This is a genomic window from Mesorhizobium sp. L48C026A00, assembly GCF_000502375.1.
Classification (GTDB): domain Bacteria; phylum Pseudomonadota; class Alphaproteobacteria; order Rhizobiales; family Rhizobiaceae; genus Mesorhizobium; species Mesorhizobium muleiense.
Map to the genome: position 1 here is coordinate 17,153 of NZ_AYWU01000009.1, position 21,403 is coordinate 38,555.

A 21,403-nucleotide genomic window follows, 5' to 3' on the forward strand; every position below is an offset into this window, starting at 1 on the left:
TCGAGCGTGTGCGTCTCGCCGGCTCTGCGCGCGCTTTCTTTTTTGCCGACGCCAAGGCCTGAGGCATCACACTTCCATATTCACGATCACGGATTGGACTATCGTTCTGTGGGCAACCGCAGTGGACCGCGCTCGTCTTCCTCGGAAAGCTCGGCAAGCGCCAGGCTGCGACGCGCAGTGCGTTTGGTCAGATGCTGCAACAGCCCGTCCAGCTTCGTCACCGCCTTCATGCTGGCGCGATGATCGTTGCGGGCGGCCGATAACTCGGTCTTGCGTCGTTGCTCGGTGACGCCGGCCATCTTCTCGTTTTCCCGGAGCTGCTCGGTTTGCCTGGCGGCGTTCTCGAACTGTCCCTGAAGCCGGTAAAGGCTGGCGGCCTTCACCGGTTGCCCGACAAGCGAAGCGAATGCTGCATCCTCAGCGTCGGCTGTGCGCTGCAGGTGTTCGCTGACCGCGGCGGCTGCCTCCAGAACCGCCCCGGCGGCCCGCTGCGCAGCGGCGTATCGCCTTATGACCGCTTCGTTTGCGCGCTGTTCACCGTGGCGCCTGAGGTCGCGCAATCGTGCGATCATGTCACGATCTTTCATTGACGATCCCCCGCATGCGTTCGCGTGTCTGCTCGATTGTCTCGTGGGTGGCGGAAGGCTGTCGCAGGAAGGCGTTGATGGCGTCGATCTTCGCCACCGCCTCGTCCGCCACCGCATCGCTGCCCTTTTCGTATTCGCCGACGCGCAGCAGCAATTCGACGTCGGCGTAGCGGGCGAGCAGCTCCCGCAAGCAGCCGGCGTCCGACCGATGTTCCGCCGGCACCACCGTGTCCATGAGGCGGCTGCGGCTGCGCAGCACGTCGATGGCCGGGAAATGATTGCGCTGTGCAAGCTCGTTCGACAGAAAGACGTGGCCGTCGAGAAGCGCCTGGATTTCTTCGGCAACCGGATCCAGCGTGCCATCGCCCTCGAGAAGAACGCTGTAGAGGCTTGTAATGGAGCCGACGCGGCCAGGCCCTGAGCGCTCGAGCAATCGGGGCAGAACAGCAAAAAGCGAAGACGGAAAACCGCGACGCGTCGGCGGCTCGCCTGAAGCGAGGCCAATCTCGCGCTGCGCACGGGCAAACCGCGTGATGTTGTCCATTGCCAGCAGCACATGCTTGCCCTGGTCGCGAAAATATTCGGCAATGCTGGTTGCCACATAAGCGGCCTTGACGCGCTCGATCGCCGGCCGGTCGGACGTCGCGACGACGATGACTGCGCGCGCCAGCCCTTCCGGCCCAAGCTGATGCTCGATGAATTCGCGCACTTCACGTCCGCGTTCGCCGACAAGCGCAACCACGGCAACATCTGCGTCGGTGCCGCTGACGATATCCGAAAGCAGGATCGACTTGCCGACGCCAGGCTCGCCGAAGATGCCGACGCGCTGCCCACGCGCGCAGGTGAGAAGCCCATCGAGGGCGCGGATTCCGAGCTGGATAGGCTCGGAAATCAAACTGCGCTCCAGCGGCGACGGCGGATAGGCGTTGACGGGATAGCTGCCGGTAATGCCATCCGGCGCAAGCGGCTTGCCATCCAATGGCTCGCCGAACGCGCTGATCACCCGACCAAGCAGGCCGGGCCCGACGGGCACCGTCTGGGTCTTTCCGGTCGCAATGACCTCGGTGAGGCTTGAAAGGCCGGTGAGATCGCCAAGCGGAACAAGGATCGCCATGTCGTCCATGAGCCCAACGACTTCCGCCTTGGTCGCCGTGCCGGTCCTGGGATCGAGGAGTTCGCAGATCTCGCCGATCCGAACCTCCTCCACCGTCGCGTGAATGACCGTGCCGGTGACCCGCCGTACACGCCCTTTCCTAGGCCGGCTGGCATCCTCACGCAGGCCGGAACGCAGGTTCGGAACGATCGATGCGAGGCGGCTCTCGAGCTTGGTGGCCGGACTTGTCATGCCGCCGCCTCGGCCTTTGATGAAATCGCAGCGGCAATGGCGTTGAGCTGTGCCTCGATGCTGGCGTCGATGACGGCAATGTCGGTCGAGAGGATGCAGGCGCCCGTCGCCAGCGTATCGTCCGCGTCGATCTCGACCGTCATGCCCAACTCACTCTCGCGCAGGACCGCGTTCAGTTCGTCGCGAACCCTGTTGACGGAAGCAGGATGAAGTCGGACTTTTAGATATTTGGCGCGGCGAATTTCAGTGACGGCCTGCGCCGCCGCCTTGGCGACCAGCATGCTCGCGTCGAATTCTCCCAGCACGCGCCTGACCACATCGAGAGCCAGATTGATGATTTCGGCTTCCAGCCCACCGAGATAGCGATCGACCTTGACCGCGGTCTCGCTCACCAGACGCGCGGCATCCTCGTCGCCTCGCGCCTTGCCATCTTCATAACCCTGCGCATATTCGGCCGCATAGGCTCGCCGAGCGGCGTCACGCAACTGCTGCGCATCACGCCTGGCTTCGTCGAGAAAAGCGTGCCCATCCTGCCAGGCGCGTGCCTCGGCAGCGCGCAGGAGGCGGGCGACGGGGCGCCTCGGCACGGCAGTGGTCACTTTGTCCGGTTCGACCATATCGCCTAACCCATCGCCCGTCGAACGATTGCCGGACCAGCTTCGGCAAATGGTTCGGCTGTCGGCTGGTCGACAAGCGCATGCGGCATCAGCTTGAGGCGGACCCGCATGCTCGTTTCGCCCGGCAGCGCCTGACACCAGGCGCCAAGGCAACGCAGGCCGTCGGCATGGACACGACGATCAATGTCATCCAGGGGCTCCAACGGCTGCATTGGACCGGCCAGATCGCGGTTGGCGACTGCGAAAGCGCAGATTTCCGCGCCGAGCGCTGCCTGCAACGCGGCGGCTTGGCGTCCATCAATGACGGCGGCCAGACTGCCGGCCCAGTAGATCGCGCCGGCGCGAAGCGCAAGGTCCTCCAACTCCTCACCCGACGACAAGGCAATCGCCAGGTCTGTCTCATCGGCTGGTTGGTTGGAGACGGCGCCGCTGAGGCCGTAACGCTCGAGCAGAAGCACTGACAATCGCTCATGCAGGCGCTGCGACCGCAACATACGCTCGCAGGCAGCCTCGCCGATCGTGCCGTCAAAGCATTGCGCCAGCCGGGCCGCATCCGCATAGCCTGCGGGATTGGACATGAATGTCTGCCATTCCGGGCTGCTGGCAGTTCGCTTCGAGCCGGTCTGGATCATGTCTTCTTCACCGGCATTGCCGAAGCGTCGAGCGCATAAACGCCGGGTCGTCGATACCACTGGACGTAAGCCAGGCGGGCAGCCAGCGCCGCTATAGCCGCCATCATGCCGTAAAACAGCCACATCGCGGCGGCGACGCTGTCGCGATGCAGCCAGAGGCCGAGGAACGTCGTGAAACCTGGCTCGCCGGTTGCGTGCTCGGGAACTGCCGCGGTCACCGGAATGAGCGTGACGGATACATTGTCATAAGTCAGCCCGGCGATGCCTTTGGCCACCAGCATCTTGACCTGAGGGATCAGCTCATTCATCGGAACGGATGCGCGATGCCGGATGAAAACGGAGGCGGACGATGGCACCAGCCGCTGTCTCAGCGGATCGTTTTCGGGCAGGACGAGATGAACGCGCGCGGAAAGCACGCCGTCGATGTCCGAAATCGTCTGCGACAGTTCCTGGCTCAGGCCATAAATCATCGTCGCACGCTCTTCGACCGGCGAGGATACAAGCCCGTCTCGCTTGAACACGTCGCCGAGCGTCTGGAATTCCTGTTTGGGCAACCCGCTTTCGTCGAGAATCGCCATGGCTTCGGCGAAACGGTCCTTCTGTACGGAAACCGTCATTTTGCCGTCCTTGCCCGCCTCGCGTTGGGCCGGGATGCCATGACGCATCAGCGTGGCCACGATCTCGTTGGCCTGCCGCTGGTTGAGGTCGGAATACAGCTCAACCGAGCACGCCTGGAGCACAAGCATGCTCACCACAACGAGCGCGACGCGGCACCGGACGCCGCATCGATTCAATAGTGTCGACCGCCGCGGCAAGGTTATCGTGTGCACGAACACTCCGTAGGCTTACTGTTGCTTGATCAGCGTGCTGGTGGACGACGTAACGGCCGTTACGCTGCTCGTGACCACTTCGAGATTGGCGGCTGCCCACATCACCGAAATGGATCGTTCGAGCAATTGCTCGGCATTTTTTGCGGTGGCGTTTTCGTCTTCCTTGCCTGACGGGGCCTTGCCTGACGGGGCGGTCTTGCCGGCGCCATCCTGCATGGCGGCCGTTTCAGCACTCACAGGGGCGTTTGCCTGGCCAAGGGCCTTCTGGACCTGCTGCATGGTCCCTTCCAGCGACTGAACCGCAGAACCGAACAATGCAGACGGATCCGTGAGCGCCCCGCCCCCAGCCTTCTCCACCTCGGCCAGATAGTCGAACAGCTTGTGTTCGGCGATCGGCTCGGTCTTTTCCAGTTTGGACGATTGTCCGGCCATCGCCGGATTGGCTCCCGAAGACGACTGCGCCACCTGCTGGCCTGCCCGCGCGGCGATATCACCGCGTTCAGGCATACTGACCATCGCGGCATCATGTTTTTCCTGATTGGCACCCACCATCCGGTTACCCGGCTGCGCTGTCGTGCCGGCGGTGATCTGCTGCTGCGAAGCCATGCTGGTGGTCAAGTTCGCCAGTGTGGCTTCCAGGGCTCCAATCGGCGCGATTTGCATGAACCTGCCCTCCTGCTTGCTTAGTTCGGTTTGCCGGAGGGAACATTCTGCGCCTCCGCCTGCCTGCCGCGGAAAACGCGGACCGGAACAACTTTGCCAACATCCTGCTTCGTGCTCGGCGCCGCAGGAACTCCCAGTGTTTTCCTGACAAGTTCAACATAGGACGGCGGCCCCGATACCGAGACAACATCGTCTTGCCTGGACACCTTGATCGGAAACTTCGGGTCGATGACCCCCAGCCGCGAAAGCCGATCTTCCGCACCGGCAGCCGTGTTGGCATCAAGCGCGATCATTTCCGTCCGGACCTCAGCTTCGGTCGCGACGTTCATGACGATGCCATCGAAATGCCAGACCAAGCCGTATCGATCGCAGATCTCCTGCAGGAACTCGCGGGCCGTTCCAACCGGCATGCCGGCGCTTAAACGCCCCTTTACGAGTTTGCTGACTCGCATGGGCACCCGCATGTTGCGGCCTAGCTCGACCAGCGCGTCGGCCACCGACTGATCGACGGTGATGTATTTGTACGGGCCGGCAGGCCAGCGCGGTTCGGCGGCGTTGGCCTGCGACGAGGCAAGGCCGAACGCCAGGATCATCGCAAGACCGCAGGCGACAAAAGCAGCCCTGGCTCCCGAGAACCGATCCGCATGGCAGGTGTCGCGTCCCGTCAACATTGGTCCTATCGCAAAGGGACGCACGAGCGATGGCCCGCGTCGCTGGTTTCATGATTTACCCGCCGATTCACTCTATCGTGCACATTGCAGAATTGGAAGTCCAATTGGATTGCGCACGAGCATTTGGTGCCAAATGTTGCGAACCGCCTGCAAAGCGATATGGTGCGCGCTGGAATCAGGTGATCGTCAGCTGGACGCCTGGATGCAGAAGAGATCGGTCTTGGCGGCAATCATGATCCTGCTTGCGAACCTGCCTGTTCCCGTCAAGGTTGCGGGTCGCAAAGTCCGGGTCGCCCCGCGCCTTAACCAGTGGTTGCGTGCATTTCTGATCGCTGCCCTATCGATTGCCGCGATGGCGCCGGCGCAGGCCCAATCGAATAGCGGTTATGACCCACGAAGCTGGACTTACGATCCGGCAAGAAATGTGCTGGTCTCCCCTTCCGCACCCGACCAGACTTCCGATGGAGAAACCCGGAGCGACTGGTCAGCAACCCCCAGGGAGATCGTGCATTTCAGTGAGGCTCAACCGAAGGGATCGATCGTTATCAGCACCACCGAGCGGCGGCTTTACTACATTTTGGGCAACGGAAGGGCGCTGCGATACGCGGTGGGCGTTGGAAAGGAGGGCTTGGAGTGGGCCGGCCGCGACACGATTTCGAGCAAGAAGACCTGGCCGGACTGGCGGCCGCCGGCCGAAATGCGATCCAGGGAAGCGTCAAATGGCCGCTTCCTGCCTGCCCATGTCGAGGGAGGACCGAACAATCCATTGGGCGCGCGCGCATTGTATATCGGCAACACGCTTTATCGCGTCCACGGCACCAACCAGCCATGGACCGTCGGACAGGCCAACTCCTCCGGTTGCATTCGCATGACCAATGACGACGTCATCGATCTTTATGACCGCGTGAAGATCGGCAGCCAGATCATTGTGCGGCATTGATGGCCGTTCCCGAAAGCCGCAAATGAGTGATTCCCAGTCGTGATACCTTTCAATATCAAGCAGCTCGAAACCTTTCTCCTGGTGGCGACGTTCGGAAGCTTTCGCAGGGCGGCTGAACGCCTGAACACCACGCAGCCGGCGGTGTCCACCCGAATTGCTGGGCTGGAGGAAGCGCTTGGCGCCAAGCTGTTCGAGCGACAGAGCAGCACGGTCAGGCTGACCGCCGAGGGACAACGGCTGCTGCCGCCTGCCCAACGGGTTCTGCGTGTCGCAGAGCGGCTGCAACTGATGGCCAGCTCTCTTTCAGAGACTTCAGAGACGACGAGGGTGCTGAGGCTTGGGGTCGCCGAAACGATCGTGCACACCTGGCTGCCGGATTTCCTCACGGCACTGAAGGCAAACTTTCCGCTTGTCGATACCGATATCGTCGTCGATGCGACGACGACCCTTCGCAACGAACTCATGTCACACCGGCTCGATCTTGCGGTGCTGATGGGCCCTGTCCTGGAGTACAGCATCGAGAATATCGAGATGCCGTCCTTTCCGCTTGTCTGGGTCTGCTCGCCGCAGCTGGAATTGCCTCACCGGCGCATGGTGACGCTGAACGACCTGATGCAGTTTCCCATCATCAGCTACGCGCGCACCACGCGACCCTATAGCGAACTCTACCGCAAGCTCACCGGCGAATTCGAGGAGACGCCGCGCATCTTTCCGGCCAACTCGCTGGCCGCTTCCATCACCATGACGCTCAACGGAATCGGCATAGCCTCGCTGCCCGAGGGAGTCGTCCAGGACTATCTCGCAAGCGGAAAACTGCGCATCGTCGAATGCGAATGGCACCCGTCCGACCTGCAGTTCACCGCCTCCTACTCTTCCGAACCCTCCAATCCGATAGCGGAGCGGGCGGCAAAGCTGGCCGGCTGCGTTGCGCATGCCTATGCTGCGAGAACCGACAAGCTCAGGCCCGCGGTTTCTCAGCCGACCAAGGTGGCCGGCAGGTAGATGCGGTCGCCTGAGAAGATCACATCCGGGCTCATTATATGATCCATGTTGAGCACCACCGTCTCGGCCACATCCGCAGAATGGGTCCTGGCGATCAGGCGAATGCTGTCGCCGTTCTTGACCTCGACCCACTGGTAGCCGTCTTGCTCCAGCGTTGGATTGGTGCGGCCCGCAGGGTTGCTGCTGCCGTCGGCATGCGCCTCGACATGATCGCCGGAAACCCAGCCACTATGCATTTCGCCGTCCGGCCCGAAACCTTCGACCGGTATCCAGGCCTCCCCTGACTCGTCTGCCGAAGGCGCGGCAGTCTGCTCGACGAAGCTCCCGGGTTGCAGAACCGTCACCACAGTCGAATCCCCGTCAGGCTGGGTCCGCAAGTTCAGGCCGTCATCGGCCAGCACGGCTAGTTGCGGGAAGTCCTGCGGCGGGGTCTGCGTCCCGGGATCAGGCTGCTCGGTCTGTTCGTCCGGCGGCGCGCCCTCGACACCGGAAGGATCGTTACCCGGCGCGGTCTGTTCGTCCGGTAGCGCGCCATCGACGCCGGAAGGTGCGTCGCCCGGCGCGGTCGGGTCGGTCGGCGGCGTCTTGCCGGTGTTCCATGGCTGGTCGTCCAGCGTATCCCAGGCAAACAGCAGCATGCCGACGCCGAAGGTCACGCCAAGCGCGATGCGATCGGCGATCCCCCAGCGCGCGTCGGACTTTGCCCGGGCGTCGATCTGCTCTGGCGTCCTCGGCACGGCCCGGCGGTTGAGCAGATCGGTGCGCGCGGCCGACACCCAGAACTCGGCGCTGCCGACGGTGAACAAGGCGCCCGCCGTCGCGGCCAGCGGCGAGTGCAGGTTCTGTGCCGTGTAGAGAAGGGAGCCGAAGACATAACCAGGACCGGCCAGATGCTCGGCCACGTTCCGCAACACCGGCCGTCCGGCGATCGACTGCAGCGCGGATTTCGTGCCGTAGATCACATTGCCCAGGGAGAAGGAGCCGTTCAACCAGACATTGTCGCCGCGCAGCAGCCCGGCGGCCGAGCCTGGAGACGAGAAGATGAACGACGCCCCGCTCGCGGCATTGAGGGCGCGTCCCAGCGGCTTGTGATTTGCCGTGGCGTTCGGAAAGACCGATTGCGCGCTGAAGACGATGCCGCGCACGCCGAACGCAACGCCCGCAGCCGTCGCGGCCCAATGCGGTGGCAGTATCTGCCATACCGTGTAGGAGGAGCCGGCCATTGGACCAAAGGTCGCGACCAACTGCGCGTTCTCCTTGATGCGGGCGAGGGTCAGCGCCTGATCGACGGCCGCAGTTTGATCCGGTGTCATGATCTTCTTGTGGGTCGCCCGATAACTGGTCATCTGCAGCACCGAAAGCGCGTTCGTTTGCTCCGTCGACATCCAAGTAAATTGCCTGGGCGTGAACTTGCGCAACTGGCCGGGGCTCAACTCGCCAAGCTGCTTCGGCGTCAGCGCCGCTATCTGCTGTTTCGTCAGCGCCTCGATCTGATGAATGGTCAGAGCGTCAAGCTGCTCCCGCGTCAGTGCCGAGACGTGGCGTGGAGACAGCTTTGCCATTGTCGCAGGATTGCGTGCCGCGACGAGAGCGGGGTCCAGCGCCGCAAACTGGGTTGCATTGAGATGGCTGAATTGGGCAGGCCGCATGGCGGTGACCTGTTCCGGCGTAAGGGCGTTGCGCTGCTCGTCACTGAGCTTGGCGATCTGGTCGGGCGTCAGCTTGCGCACCTGCTCGATGGTCAATCCGGCGAGTTGCTCTTGCGAGAAGGCCGCGACCTGATCCGGCCGCAAGCCGGTGATCCGGCCAGAGGCAACAGCCTGCAATTTGCTTGGCCTGATCGCCTGGAGCTGTTCGCCACCCAGCGCCCGCAACTGCTTCGGCGGAAGCGCGGCAAGCTGATCGAACGTCAACTGCCGGATCTGCTCGGGGCTCAGCGCAGCCACCTGCTCAGGCGCCAGCTTGGCGATGTTCTCCGGCTTGATGGCGTGCAATTGCGGACCGGTCAGCCCGGCAATCTTATCGGCTGCAAGCGCTCTGACCTCCGGCCCGCTCGGTGCCCGCACAGGTTCGGCAAATCCCGGCTCCGCGGCGAAACTCGCCGGAAGCTCAAGGCTGATGATGTTTCCGCTGACGGGGTCAAAAACCGCCCTGCCCCGGTCAGGCGCCGGCGGCCATGTCGCGGCTGTCGGCGTTTCGGCAGCACTATTCTCTGTCGGCGGCGTTTCGCCGGCCACGGCCGGGGCTTCGCGGCCGACCACCGCGGCCACTGGCGGCGGCGGCGCTTCGGCCTGTTCTGGCGCATCCCAGAACTCGTCGGCCGGCCGCAAGATCACCTGCGGGCGTTTTTGTGTCGATCCGCCAGGCGCGACGGCATCCTCATTGCGCGTGAACTCACCGACGAAATTGCCGTCCGGATCCATCATCCGCCAGCCATGGACCTCGTTCCATGGTATGCTGCCGTCGATTGCAGTCTCGTCGACGCGGGCCATGCTGTCGCTGACCGGCCGGCCCATCGCCTCGAACTCGGTCGGGACGTGGAGGCGCGGTCTACTCGGATTGAGCGTGTAGAGATAGGTATGGCCCTGCTGCCGCGCGGCCCGTGACTCTTCCGAAACGAAAGCCTTGGCGCCCGAGATCGACTGGCTGGTGCCAACGAAACGGCCATGGGTATTGCCCAGCACATAGTTGCTCAGGACGATGCCTTGCGGATTGTCCACCCAGATTCCGGTCGGCGGCGGCGGCGAGAAGCCGCCGGCGTCCCTGATCTCGCTCGGCGCGCGTGTATCGGCGCGGAAAACATAGGGGCCGACATTGCCGCGCAAGGGTCTTGCGGGGTCGCCGGGGCCGTCGACGGGCAGATTGCCTTCCTCGGGATGCCCAAGGCTCCCCGGCACATGGTCATCGGAAGCCCCACGTATCCAGGGCAGCACCACCGGCTCCCCGGTTTCCGGATCGCGATGCAGAATATGCGACTTGTGAGCCAAGGTCGGGTCGTCGCCGCGGAGTTGCGGACCATCCGCAGGCGGCACGTATACGTTCTCCGCGCCCTTGGGCGGCGTCCCGAGATACCTCACGGTGGCCGTTTCGCCATTCTCGTCCACGATCCGAACCGTTTTTTCCGACGACCCCGGGCCTAGTGCCGGCGGGGTGCCATCCGACGGCCCCGGGCCCAGTGGCGGCGGGGTGCCATCCGGCCGTCCCGAGCCCTGTGCCGGCGGGGTCGGCGGCGAATTGTGCAGCACGTCCTGCTCGAGCAGCCGGTTGAGGTAATGTGCCTGCGTGGGCGTCAGTTCGCTGCGGGCCTGCTGGTCCAGCTGTTGCCGCAACGCTTTCCATGCTGGCCGGCTCATGCCGTCTGGCCGTCCGCCGGCGAGCTGGTCCGGATATGGCGCCACGCCCAGTTCCGGGAACACATCCAACACGCGCTGACCAGCGAACCTCAAATCGCCGTGCGGCGATGCCGCAACCTCGGCGAGATAGGCGTCGAGATGCTGCAGGACGTCCGGCGTCAGTTGCCCCCCCGAAGTCTCCAGCGCGGAGAAAACCTTTTGCGCGCCTTCGGAGGATCCGGGATGGGCGCGGGCGGTACGGGCATGCGGGACAACATCCTTCCTCACCGAGCCGAGTTCCACCGTCGTTAGCGGCAATGGCCCATAGTTCAGGGCGAGACCGGCGCCGTGGTCCTTGCGGTCCAGGCGGTTGAGCGGCCCGGCGCCCGTCTCGCGCGGAACGGCCTCGAAGGCGGGGGTGCCGCGCCAGGGTTCCTTGCCGCCTCCGAAGGGCGCCATGACGTTGTAGTTGCGGTAGAGGAGACGATCCTCGAAACCCGGCACCTTGCCTTCGGAGCTATAGTGGCTGGCGCCACCTCTCGCCGCCTCCTCCCAGAAAGAGGCTGCCCGTTGACTGAGCGGGCCAGGCTCCCTGTGCGTATATCCCGGCCGGCCGCCTTCGCCGCCGAGATAGCGCAGCGTGCGATTGACGTAGGCCCCGCTCAGAGAGAAGCCAAAGATGGATAGTGAAACGCCAGCGGCTTTTTCGTTCTGGAACGTGTTCTTCGACAGCATCGGCGCCGATGCGACCCACTGGGCGGAGGGAGCCGCCGCCTCATCATAAGCGAAATTCGGCCGGTATCCATTGACGAAGAGTTTCTGGCCCTTCGCATCGTTGGGATGGACCGGGAGCAGAAAGCCGGTGCCGCCGTCGGGGCCGTTGTTCTTCAGGCTGAGTTCGCCATAGACCTGACGGCTGGGCAGCGGCACTTTGAGGCCGATGCCGAGCATCGATCCGCCGAGCGTGATCGTGCGGCCGTCGGGGCCGAGGATCCACCCGGCAGCCAGCAAGGCGCCGTTGGTCACCACGTCGTTCAGCACGGGGCCGCCCAGGACATTGGCTTCGTGTTCCTGCAGGAACCAGGAGACAGTGGCGCGGTCGGACCGCCAGACCCCTTGTGCATCGGTGAAGAATGTCGGGGCGCGCCACGAACTCGCCTTGTCGGCATCCAGCAACCGCTCCAGCAGGACGGGCACCTCGCTGTTGATCTCGGTCCCGGCCCTGGGCTTGCTTGCGGGCAGCGCGTTCTCCAGCGCGTGCGCGAGCGACTGGACCGCGGGGTCCGCAGATTTCTGCTGGTTGGCGGCGTAACCGCGCATCTCTCGCCAAAGATACGGCGTCCAGGTGTCGTGGCCGGACAGGACCTCCTCATTGTAGCGGCCTTCCGGCGAAAGCTTGCCGGCGGGTTTGAACGAAGAGCCCGGCTGAAGCTTCGGACCGAAAACCCACGTGCTGCCACTGTCGGCCGCCAGGACCTGCATGAGCGCATCCTGCTGCGCGGCAGTCACGGCCTTGCCGGGCTTGGTGGCGCGCCCCTTGAAAAACGGCGAGGCGGCATTTGCCGCGGCGGCAAGGTTCGGATCGGTGGAGCCTGATGCAGCCTTGAGGTAATCGCCGACGATGCCACGGCCGGCATCGGTCCAGCCGGCTTTTCTTGGCAGCGCCCCTGCGGTAAGGGACTGCTCCCCGCGGGGCAGCCTGGCGTCGGACGACAGGCTGAGTTGGTCGATCACTTCTCCCGGCGACAGATGCGGCAGCTTGCCCTGTGCGCTGAACACCTGGAGGGTCGTCAGGCCGTTCATCGAAAGCTGGCCGGCCGGCTTGGAGCCGGTGAACGGGCTGTTGTGGTCGGCGTTGAGCATTTCGACAAGCGCATGATGCTGGGCCGGCGTCATGTCCGTGCCGGACTGAGGCAAGGCCCTGCCCCCGAGTTGCACTCTGGTCATGGTCACCGCATCGCGGACGACAGGATCGCTGGAGCGTTCGAGAGAATTGAGGTAGTCGCCGACGAGTTGCAGCTGCTCGGGCGTCCATATCGGCGCGGGCGTTGCCGCATCGTCGGGAAGCGCCGGCAAGGTCGTGGCCATGGTTTCGCCGAGCGCCGAGCGACGGCTGACTTCCGGATTCTTGGCAGGATCGAACGCATGGACTTCCCTTGCCGGGGTGTTGACCCTGAGCTGGCCGTTCGGCGTGGTTATCGACCCGCGCTTGGCGCGTTCGACGGTCGGGCCGGAACCCAGGTAGCCGGCATCCGTCGCATGCTCGCCCAATGGGACGATGTCGGGGACGATGTCGCGGGTCATGCTCGCCTGCGGGCCGGCGACGACGACCTTGGCCGGCAGGTATTCGCCGCCGGCCTCGACATAGATGTCCTGTCCGGCGGTGACGCCGTCCTGCGGAACCGGCCGGTGATAGATGCTGTCGACCAGTTCGCCGAGCTTCGGATAATCATAGCGGGGTTCGGTATTAAGGTAACGCGTGCCGATGCGCCGCAGGCCGGCTTTGACTGCAGTGAACGTCTGGCCGAAGCTGTACGGGTTTGACGAGCGATTGTTGATGATCGGCGTGCCGTCGGGCCGAACCGGGCTGGGGTGCTCGGTGTCCGTCACGGGCGGTGGCTCGGTGCGGGCCTTATCGGCTGTCCAGCGGCCATCGGCGCCGAGATAAAGAACCGGCAAGGAAGGGTCGAGCTCGACAGGAGCCGGCACCGGCTCCGGCGCCGACGTGATCGCCTTGGGTTCGGGTATGGCGACAACCCTCTGCCCTTCCGGCAGGTTGAAATCGACGAGCATCTCGCCGGTATGGCGGTTGCCGAGAGTGTAGCGCATCAACGGGCGGCTGCCTTCCGCCCCGCGTGTTTCCGTTTCGGACTGGAGCAGGACCTCGTCCGGGGTGGCCAGCACGGCCGGGTCGGAAGGGCGTGCGCCGTCGAGGTAGCCCGTCTGCTGCGGATCCTTGCCGCTGGTGTAGACGTATTCCGCGGGATTGGGGCTTGGCATGCCGGTGAACGTCTTGGTCGCCGGGTCCCAGACGAGCCGCAAGCCGCTCTCGGCCGGGCGCGTCGTTCCATCGCCGCGGACCGGCGGAACGACAATCGGATCGCCGTCGGCGGGGACGCGCACATTCTGCTCACGCGCTCCTTGGGCGTCTCGGTCGCTGGCATTCTCGGGATCGCCGCGCTCGCCCGGGGCGCTCGGCCCTTCATCGTGGACGTTGATAACCGTCCCCTCGACGACGGGGTGGCTGGGATCGTGGAGGACCAGCTTGTCGGTCGGGCGATAGACGCCGTCGGTGCCTTGCTCATGCACGACCATCGGCCTCGACGATTGTCCGTCGCCTGATGGATCACCCTTGCCGCCCGTGGGTGGCGGTGGATTCGGACCATCGGACACGCCCGCCGGCAGCGCCCGTGGACCGGTTGGCCGGTTAGCCGCACCCGCGTTGTCAAAACCGTCCCGGGCGCTGAAACCGGCTCCCTGCTGGCCGGATGTTTCGCCGGCCACATCGCCGTCGATGATGATCTCATCCGGGTCCGGCATGACCTGCTCGCCGGTCGGCCTGTAGACACCGTCAGCGCCCATCTCGTAGACGGCCCGCGGTTGCGGCCCCGAATCCGGAAAAGTTCCGCTCCGAGTACCGCCCGTTCCAGGCATGTTGGACAACAGCGAACGGCCGCCCAGCCCCGTGCCGACAGTGCCGACGCCTATGCCCACGACGGCGTTCGCGAGCTCGAGCAGGGACATCTCGCCGCCATGCGCCGCCAGATCTTCCACCGATTTGCCGAGCAACGGAACACCGGTAACCACGGCGCCGGCATCGAGGATCCACGCAGCGTTGGTCAGCCTGTTGCCGCTTTGCATAAACTCCGAGACCTTACCAGCATAAGAGGCCTCCTCTACGTTCACCTGGAATCTGCCGATGCCCCAGCTGGCATCCTTCATGCGGGTCATCCCGAAGCCGCCCGCGAAAGCCTGGGATCTGGACAGGCTTGTCTTTGCCAAGCCGAATGTGCGCAGGGCACCCGCGCCCACGGGCAGGAACGCAGTTACGCCGGTCGCGATATTCCAACCCGACTGGCTGTCGAAGTCGCCGCCCTGCAGGAGGTGATCACCCTCTTTGATCAGAGCCTTGCCGCCAAGGATTGAACCGGAGCCGATCGCGATGGGAATCGCCCATTGGCCGCCCGGCACGAACGAGACGATGGTGGAGACACCGGCGACGATGCCAAGACCAATGTCGGTAGCTTTGTCCCAGAAATCCACTTTGCGCGCGTCGGCCACTTCCAGTTCGTCGAGCGAAAAACCATCCTTGCCGAGCGACATGTCGCCGCCCTTGGCCATGACCAGATTGCCCTTCTCGCTGAAGATGCGATTCTCGTGCTGGAATTCATCGAAGGTGCTGTAATATTTGCCCGAGCTGTCGACATAGCCGATTTCGTCGTCGCCGCTCTTGATCGCGAACAAAGCCGTCGTCGATTCCTTCCCGCCGTCGAGGGAGAAGATCGGCACGATCTTGACCTTGGCGTCGTCGCCGCCGCGGTCGGTGATTTCTTCGGTGACCTTTTGGACGTCTGCCTCGGGCCCGAGGGTCTGACCAACGGCAGTGCTGAGTTGGTCCGGCGTAAATGTCTCGTATTCGCCGGTGAAGCCGGCCTCGTAGAGGTTCTCCAACTGGACCTGATATCCAGCCAGCGCCTGGTCCTTGTGTTCTTCAAAATACTCGTACTTGACTTTCGCCTCATGATCGGCGGAACCGTATTCGAGAAGTTTGGGGTGGCTTGCGGAAAAAGCGTACCAGTCGCGCCCCGCCACCATCGCCGGCCGCACGTTTTCTTCCCAGTCCTCCAATTGGTTCTTTTCGGTCTCCGCCTGGCCTCGATCGATTTCCGCGGCCGCTACTTCGGGGTGCACCCACAGCTTCTGGCCGTCCATCTCGATCTGGACCCATTTGCCGCTGTCGCCGATCGCACCCGGCCCATGCTCTTCGTAGGCCGCGGCAACCTCCGGCGCGACCCACAGGGCGCGGTCGTTCACCGTGATCTTCATCGCCGTTTCGCCTGGCTTGAGCGTGCCTGCGGGCGCCTCTACGGTTCCCGGCCCGTAGTCGGTGATCGCCTGGTCGCGTGCCGCGGTCGCGTCGACGAGCCCCGTCTTCGCATCTCTCAGCCCAGCATCAAGCTGGTCGACCTGCACGCCGACAATCTTCGACCTGGCAGCGTCCAGCGCCGATTGCGATCCGTTTGCATTGGCTGTGCATACCGGCGCCGATAGGTCCTGCGTCGAGGCCAGCATCTCCTGCCACTGCTTGTTGAGCGGATCGTTGCGGAAATCTTCCCTGATACCCTCGTCGTTGAGGTCATATGTCAGGGCAGATTTATGTATGTTGGTGTCATCACCGTTCTCGTCGGTGAAAGTGGCGTTCTCATATTCGGTAACGACATAGAGCTGACCGTTCTCCTCAATGATGTCCTGCGATTTTATCTTGCCGGTAAAGTCACCATGTCCATTGGTATAGCCTTCCCAATCGAAATGGTGCGGGTTTCTTTCCTGCGCCTGCGCAAGCAGTTGCTGCTTGAGAGGCTCCATGGTTACGGCAAGATCCGCCGCCTCTGCCTGTGCAACCCCATACTCCTGATATGCCTCGGCCAGGGTCACCTGATTGGCCGCTGCCCCCTGGAGCGTTTGCAGACCTTCAAGCCGCTCTTCGATGGCCGTGTATTCTGGGCTTCCAGGCTTGGCATCGGTAAGCTTCAGCTCCAGCTCGGTCGAGCTGATCATTTGATCGATCGTCGCCTTGTTGCCGTTTGCGGTGTGTAGCGAAACGTTTGTAAAGAGCTCGGCGACCTCCGCGTGCGCGGCCTTTCCTTGTTGGTTGGTTTCCTCGGCACTGGGGCCATCCGGGTTGCTGACAGCCGTCTGGTTGGGATCGCTGAGCGTCGGCAGGTCTACCTGTTTGTCGATCGCTTCGAGAAGTGACTTCTGGCCCTGCTCGTATTCGACCCGGGCGGTGCTGGCGCTTTCAAGGGCGTTGTTGGCGAGGGTCAACCGGCTTTGCGCATCTGCCAGCGTGCCCTTCGGCTCGGGCGGCTTCCAATCCAGTCCATAAGGCGCCAACGCCGCGTCGAGCGTTGACTCGGCACCGTCCATGGCGTTCTTGAATTCAGGGTCCAGAGCATAGACGTCGAGCTGTGCCGCGCTCTGCGCAGCCTTTGCTTCTGCCTCACCGAAGTTCGCAATCGCCACGTTCTCGGCTGCGATCGCCTTGGCCACCTCCGGGTCGAACCATTTCCAGCTCCCGTCGACCAGCAATGGCACCCACTTCCCGCCCGAAGGAGCCGTGGGTGACGGTGGGTTGCCGTAGGGACCAACCGACGTGGGGCCACCGTCGAGAGTCGCGCCGGTTGCGTCTTGTCCCGGACCATACAATTCCATTGCAGCGACCACGGCCTGCTGCTTTTCAAGCGCCTCCGTGGTCAGCTCTGGCGTCGCTCCGCCGAATATGCCGTCCAGCATCGTCTTGAGTATCTGGTCTTCCTTGGCCTGTTGCGGGTCACTGCTGTTCGGGTTGATGTCCAGCAGCAGCTCGGCGAGCGCCTGTTGCGCGGTGCCGGCCGCGATATCGGTGACGGCGCCGGTCGTTGCGTTGGTCAGCGTGATCTTGCCGTCCGGCGACGTGGTCATTGTATAGCCGTTGAACGTCACCTCGACGGTGGTGTTGGTACCGCCCTCGATCACCACGGTTTCCCCGGGATGAATAAGGTCGGGATCGCGCGGAGAGGTGAACAGCTCCGGATTGCTCTCGGCGAGATCCTCCAGCGTCACACCATGCGCCTCGGCGATGTCGCTCAGATTGTCACCGGGTTGGACCTCGTAATTGATCGGCTCGCCATCCCCCAGCGTCTCGACAACGGTCTCGGTGCGCCGGCCGTCCTTGTCGACGACGATCGTCGTTTCGGTGTTGTTCTTAGGGTCGACGATGGTGGTGGTCTGCTCGCCGGTCTCGGTGTTGCGCTCGGTGTGGCTGGTCCTGCCATTGCCGTCGACCGTATCGGTCGTCTCGGTATTCCCCTCGATGGTCGTCACCGAAGTCGAACCGTGTTGGTAGTCGTTGTTGTAGGTGACCGTCTTGCCGGTCTCCGGATCCGTGACGACGATCTGCAGGGTTTCGCCCGGGTCGCCGCCCTGCGTCACCTCGAGGCCGGCGGCGTTCAGCTCGGCGATCACCTGCTCGGGCGTGAGATCGCTCGCCTCGGCGATCTCCTCGATGCTCATGCCCTCGGCAAGCTGCTCCTGGATCGACGCCGCGCCCGAGCCGTCGGCGGTCTGGGTCTGCGCCAGGATTACTTCGTCGCCATCCGGCCCCGTGACCGTGGTTACCGGCAAGGCGACGCTGTTGTTGGGCGTTACCGTCTCAACCTTTGCGCCGTTCGGCAGGGCCTTCTCCACCGTGACGGTGCCGTCGGCAGCCGTGTGGGTGGTGGCGGTGATGCCGGTCTGCGGGTTCGACGTGCGTTCGGTGACCGCGCCGTCGCCGAGATCGTCCACGAGCGTCGTCGTGATCGCGCCGGTCTGCGCGTCGACACTGGTGGTTTCCTTGCGGCCGAGATCGTCACGGATCGGCGATGAAGTCGCCTGCATGTCGGGGCCGGTCTCTTCGGTGTAGTAGCCGCCGTGATGATAATCCTGGTTTTCGGTGATCGTGCGGTCTCCAACGGTGATCACCACCGTGCGGGTGTCGCCGTTGGCGTGCTCGGTCGCTACCGCCGTCATGCCGCCGGCATTCAGAGCCGCCACCACATCCTCGGGAGCCATGTGCTGCTCGGCGGCGATGTTGTCGATGCTTTTGCCGCCCTCGATCGCCTTGAGGATGTCGTTCGCCTTGGCGTTCGGCGCCTCGACTTTCGGCGCCTTGACTTCCAGCGCTTTGACTTCCGGCGCTTTGACTTCCGGCGCTTTGACTTCCGGCGAAACAACGAGGTTTGGCGCGCCGCCGAGATCCTGCGTGAAAAGCGCCGGCGCGGCGGTGGCGCCGCCATTGCCGTTTGCCGTGGTGACCGCGGCAGGCAGCTCCGGTCCTGGCTGCGCCGGGGCGGTCGATTGTGGCGACGGGGCAGTCGGCTGCGCCGTCGTCAGATCCGCATTGACCTGCGTCAGCCGCTGGCGGGCGCCCGCGGCCGCGTCGGCCTCGCCCATCTTGTTCGCGAGCCGGATTTCATTTTGCAATTTCGTGGCTTCCGCCTGCAGCCGCGTAATCTGCTCGGCATTTGCCTTTGGATCGACCCTGGGCGGCGGCGGCGGCTTGACGGTGTTAATCGGGCGGATCATCAAACAACCTCCGGAGCCGGTCCAGTCCTGGTTCAGGCAGTCTGCCTGCCGTCAACGCCCCCGCGCCCGACAGTGGAAGCCCCGGAAGCTTACCGGGGCGGCTTCCAATAAATGCCGAAAGCAGCGAGTTGCTCTTCCGACTGTCTTACTCGTTCTGCAGCATTCACTTCAGACTGCGCAGCCGTCAGCGCCGCCAGCAACTCGACGGCGGCGAACGCCGGCGCCATGCTGCGAAAGAACGACTGCGAATTTGCCGTAACGATGATGGTCTCGCGCGCGATCCGGGCCAGCGGCGACACGCTGCTATCGGTGATTGCCACCACGCCGACACCCTGCCTGGCCGACTGGCGCGCCACGTCGATCGTCGTGCGTTCATAAGGCGACATGCCCACTGCAAGGAGCACGTCGCCGCTTCCCGCGCCCTGCAAGGCATCCAGACCATGTCCGCCGATCTCGCCGACAAGCGTCACCTTGCGGTCGCCGTCGGCCAGAAACGACATGATGTGAACGAAGTGGCTGGCGACCGGATAACCGGAGCGCGAGCCGAGGCCAAACAGATTGCGTGATCGTGCAAGGAGGTCGGCGGCGGCGATGAATTGCGAGGCATTGCCGTACTCACCCAGACTTGAAACCTGCGCCGCGAGCGTGTCGGCGACAACCCCTGCAGTCGAATATCCGGGAACGCCACCCTGTTCGGCACCGCGTCGCGCCGGCTCACCGGCGCCTGTCTCCCGCAGCGCGCGCGCATAAAGGCTGCGCATATCCTCGTAGCCTTCAAGGCCAAGCCATCGCGCCAACCGCATCATCGTGCTGTGCGAAACGCCGGCCTGATGCGCCTGCTCGCGCATCGACATCAGTGCGACATCCTTAGGATGGTCCAGCACGAAACGCGCGGCGACCCGCAGCTGCGGCGGCATATTCTCGAACCGTTCGGCCAACAGCTCCGCCAAAGGACCTTGTTCCATTCTGCCATACCCCATTTACCCCGATGGCAGGTTACTCCTCCAATGGTGGCAATGCAACAGTTGGAACCGAACTGGTTCATATATTCCAAGTGGACTTTCATTTTCGATCACGCTGCCTTAAGCTGCTTTCGCAACCTGCCGGATCGCGTCGACGTGATTCCGGAGTTTGTAACTTGAATGGTCCCTCAAGGAGACAATGATGGCTACCCCTCCCATTACGTCCGGCGCTGCCGGGTCGCCGGAACAGAACCTGGACAAGATGATCAAGCATCAGGAGCGCATGTTTAGCCTCGAGATCACAAAAGAGATCGCGAAGTCCCAACATGACATGCTGATGAGCACCGCGAGGACGCTCGGCCAGTCGGCTGAAAAGGCCTAAGCCGGGATTCTCGAACCATGCGCCGCCGCAAGCACCCGGCGGCGCACGTCCACGGCACGAACGTTTCGATGCCGTTGTCAGGCTGCATCTGAATTGTCATCAGCGGGAGATGAAGTGGCATGACCGCTCATTCTATCGGCATCGCCAGCACCCCGGCATCGCGACATTCCGTTGCGCTCAGCGTGACGCACGGATTTCACGCGGGCGCCCAACTCAGCCTGGTCGAGCCTCTGTATACGGTCGGCTCGAGCACGGAGTCCGAAATAGTCCTCAGGGACGCCGGCATCGCGCCGGTCCACGCAAGATTGCGGAGCAAGGGCAGCCAGATTGAAATCGAAGCCGTCGGCGGCGATGTCACGCTCGCCACCGGCGAGATCATCCGTGAAGGCCAAGGCCGCCGCTGCAAGCTGCCGCTTTCGATGAGCATCGGCGATGCCCATATCCGGCTGGTCAACCCGGAACGCCCGCCGAATCGCTGGTCTGTTTCCAATCGCCCCCTGCTGGTTGCGGGCAGCGTTCTCTTTGCCGTTTTCGCTGTTTCCGTCGCCGCCAATGGGTTCTCCTTCGCCGAGCCCGACATTGGCAAAAAGTCATCCGCTCAAGTCGATAAACCGATCACGTTGGCCTTCGCTGGCGAGGCCGGGCAGAGTGTTCTGGACGATCCATCGCCGACACAAGCACCCAGCGCCGCCGTCGCGGAACGCCAGCTCAAGCTGCGCCTCGAGCAATCCGGCATCAGCACATTGACCGTTCAGCAATCACCTGGACGGCTCGTGGTTTCGGGCATGATCGCCAATGACAAGAATGCTGCCTGGACCGAAACGCAATCCTGGTTCGACCAGGCGTTCGGCGCGCACATCTCCCTCGCCTCCAATGTCATGATCGGCAACGCCGAGCAGGCTCCGCGCCTGAGGCTGCAGGCGATCTGGTATGGCGAGCGGCCCTATGTCATCGCCACCGACGGCGCGCGCTATCATGAGGGCGCATTCACCAATGACGGCTGGACCGTCAAGCGCATTGGCGAGACGGAACTTCTCCTGACGAAGGGCGGCGCCACGGTCGCGCTGAAGTATCCGTGAACCGCCGGCTTGAAGGGCCGCGATTCGATACGGCAA

The 21,403-nt window shown here is 63.7% G+C and carries 13 protein-coding genes; 4 read left to right on the top strand and 9 right to left on the bottom strand.

Annotated elements, in window-relative coordinates; translation table 11 throughout:
* Nucleotides 1–98: 98 nt before the first annotated feature.
* From X738_RS59210 to X738_RS59235, 7 genes are read right to left on the bottom strand one after another with little or no spacing between them, the layout of a single operon-like run.
* Nucleotides 99–587, bottom strand: coding sequence for a hypothetical protein (locus X738_RS59210; protein WP_156942594.1), 489 nt, complete (start codon nucleotides 585–587; stop codon nucleotides 99–101).
* The gene (locus tag X738_RS59215; RefSeq protein WP_023799507.1) at nucleotides 574–1,932 is read right to left on the bottom strand and encodes a FliI/YscN family ATPase; all 1,359 of its coding nucleotides are present in this window, start codon (nucleotides 1,930–1,932) and stop codon (nucleotides 574–576) included. The genes X738_RS59210 and X738_RS59215 overlap by 14 nt, the downstream gene beginning before the upstream one ends.
* Nucleotides 1,929–2,549: a type III secretion system stator protein SctL gene (sctL, locus tag X738_RS59220; protein WP_023799508.1), complete on the bottom strand. Its 621-nt coding sequence runs from the start codon at nucleotides 2,547–2,549 to the stop codon at nucleotides 1,929–1,931. The genes X738_RS59215 and sctL overlap by 4 nt, the downstream gene beginning before the upstream one ends.
* A 5-nt stretch (nucleotides 2,550–2,554) precedes the next feature.
* Complete coding sequence (locus X738_RS80855) at nucleotides 2,555–3,127, bottom strand: SctK family type III secretion system sorting platform protein (RefSeq protein ID WP_198032823.1); 573 nt, start codon at nucleotides 3,125–3,127, stop codon at nucleotides 2,555–2,557.
* Between the two features lie 50 nt (nucleotides 3,128–3,177).
* Nucleotides 3,178–4,017, bottom strand: a complete 840-nt coding sequence (gene sctJ, locus X738_RS59225; RefSeq protein WP_306454951.1) for a type III secretion system inner membrane ring lipoprotein SctJ — start codon at nucleotides 4,015–4,017, stop codon at nucleotides 3,178–3,180.
* A gap of 9 nt (nucleotides 4,018–4,026) precedes the next feature.
* A complete protein-coding gene (locus X738_RS59230) occupies nucleotides 4,027–4,674 on the bottom strand; it encodes a hypothetical protein (protein WP_023799511.1) in 648 nt (215 codons plus the stop codon).
* A gap of 20 nt (nucleotides 4,675–4,694) precedes the next feature.
* The gene (locus X738_RS59235) at nucleotides 4,695–5,171 is read right to left on the bottom strand and encodes a type III secretion protein (protein WP_245277672.1); all 477 of its coding nucleotides are present in this window, start codon (nucleotides 5,169–5,171) and stop codon (nucleotides 4,695–4,697) included.
* A gap of 22 nt (nucleotides 5,172–5,193) precedes the next feature.
* Between X738_RS59235 and X738_RS88715 the strand changes: the two genes are divergently transcribed.
* Nucleotides 5,194–6,285 carry a L,D-transpeptidase gene (locus X738_RS88715; RefSeq protein ID WP_306454952.1) on the top strand — a complete coding sequence of 364 codons (1,092 nt, stop codon included), beginning with the start codon at nucleotides 5,194–5,196 and terminating at the stop codon, nucleotides 6,283–6,285.
* A gap of 39 nt (nucleotides 6,286–6,324) precedes the next feature.
* Nucleotides 6,325–7,287 (top strand): LysR family transcriptional regulator, encoded by a 963-nt coding sequence (locus X738_RS59240; RefSeq protein ID WP_023799514.1) that lies wholly within the window; start codon nucleotides 6,325–6,327, stop codon nucleotides 7,285–7,287.
* On the opposite strand, the gene X738_RS59245 is transcribed toward X738_RS59240, so the two are convergent.
* Nucleotides 7,260–18,944, bottom strand: a complete 11,685-nt coding sequence (locus tag X738_RS59245) for a LysM peptidoglycan-binding domain-containing protein (protein ID WP_023799515.1) — start codon at nucleotides 18,942–18,944, stop codon at nucleotides 7,260–7,262. The two genes, X738_RS59240 and X738_RS59245, sit on opposite strands and share 28 nt — an antisense overlap.
* A gap of 89 nt (nucleotides 18,945–19,033) precedes the next feature.
* On the bottom strand, nucleotides 19,034–19,894 hold the full coding sequence (locus tag X738_RS59250; protein WP_084833737.1) for a MurR/RpiR family transcriptional regulator: 861 nt from the start codon (nucleotides 19,892–19,894) through the stop codon (nucleotides 19,034–19,036).
* A 214-nt stretch (nucleotides 19,895–20,108) separates the two neighbouring features.
* On the opposite strand from X738_RS59250, the gene X738_RS59255 reads away from it, so the two are divergent.
* Together X738_RS59255 and X738_RS59260 are read left to right on the top strand one after the other, a co-directional pair.
* Nucleotides 20,109–20,288: a hypothetical protein gene (locus X738_RS59255; RefSeq protein ID WP_023799517.1), complete on the top strand. Its 180-nt coding sequence runs from the start codon at nucleotides 20,109–20,111 to the stop codon at nucleotides 20,286–20,288.
* 119 nt (nucleotides 20,289–20,407) lie between these two features.
* Nucleotides 20,408–21,367 (top strand): SctD/MshK family protein, encoded by a 960-nt coding sequence (locus X738_RS59260; RefSeq protein ID WP_023799518.1) that lies wholly within the window; start codon nucleotides 20,408–20,410, stop codon nucleotides 21,365–21,367.
* Nucleotides 21,368–21,403 lie beyond the last annotated feature (36 nt).

What these genes read in the sequence shown, in the direction of transcription:
- sctL (WP_023799508.1), bottom strand. Translation starts at nt 2,549, where the DNA reads ATGGTCGAACCGGACAAAGTGACCACTGCCGTGCCGAGGCGCCCCGTC.
- X738_RS59210 (WP_156942594.1), bottom strand. Translation starts at nt 587, where the DNA reads ATGAAAGATCGTGACATGATCGCACGATTGCGCGACCTCAGGCGCCAC.
- X738_RS80855 (WP_198032823.1), bottom strand. Translation starts at nt 3,127, where the DNA reads ATGTCCAATCCCGCAGGCTATGCGGATGCGGCCCGGCTGGCGCAATGC.
- X738_RS59245 (WP_023799515.1), bottom strand. Translation starts at nt 18,944, where the DNA reads ATGATCCGCCCGATTAACACCGTCAAGCCGCCGCCGCCGCCCAGGGTC.
- X738_RS59215 (WP_023799507.1), bottom strand. Translation starts at nt 1,932, where the DNA reads ATGACAAGTCCGGCCACCAAGCTCGAGAGCCGCCTCGCATCGATCGTT.
- X738_RS59255 (WP_023799517.1), top strand. Translation starts at nt 20,109, where the DNA reads ATGGCTACCCCTCCCATTACGTCCGGCGCTGCCGGGTCGCCGGAACAG.
- X738_RS59230 (WP_023799511.1), bottom strand. Translation starts at nt 4,674, where the DNA reads ATGCAAATCGCGCCGATTGGAGCCCTGGAAGCCACACTGGCGAACTTG.
- X738_RS59260 (WP_023799518.1), top strand. Translation starts at nt 20,408, where the DNA reads ATGACCGCTCATTCTATCGGCATCGCCAGCACCCCGGCATCGCGACAT.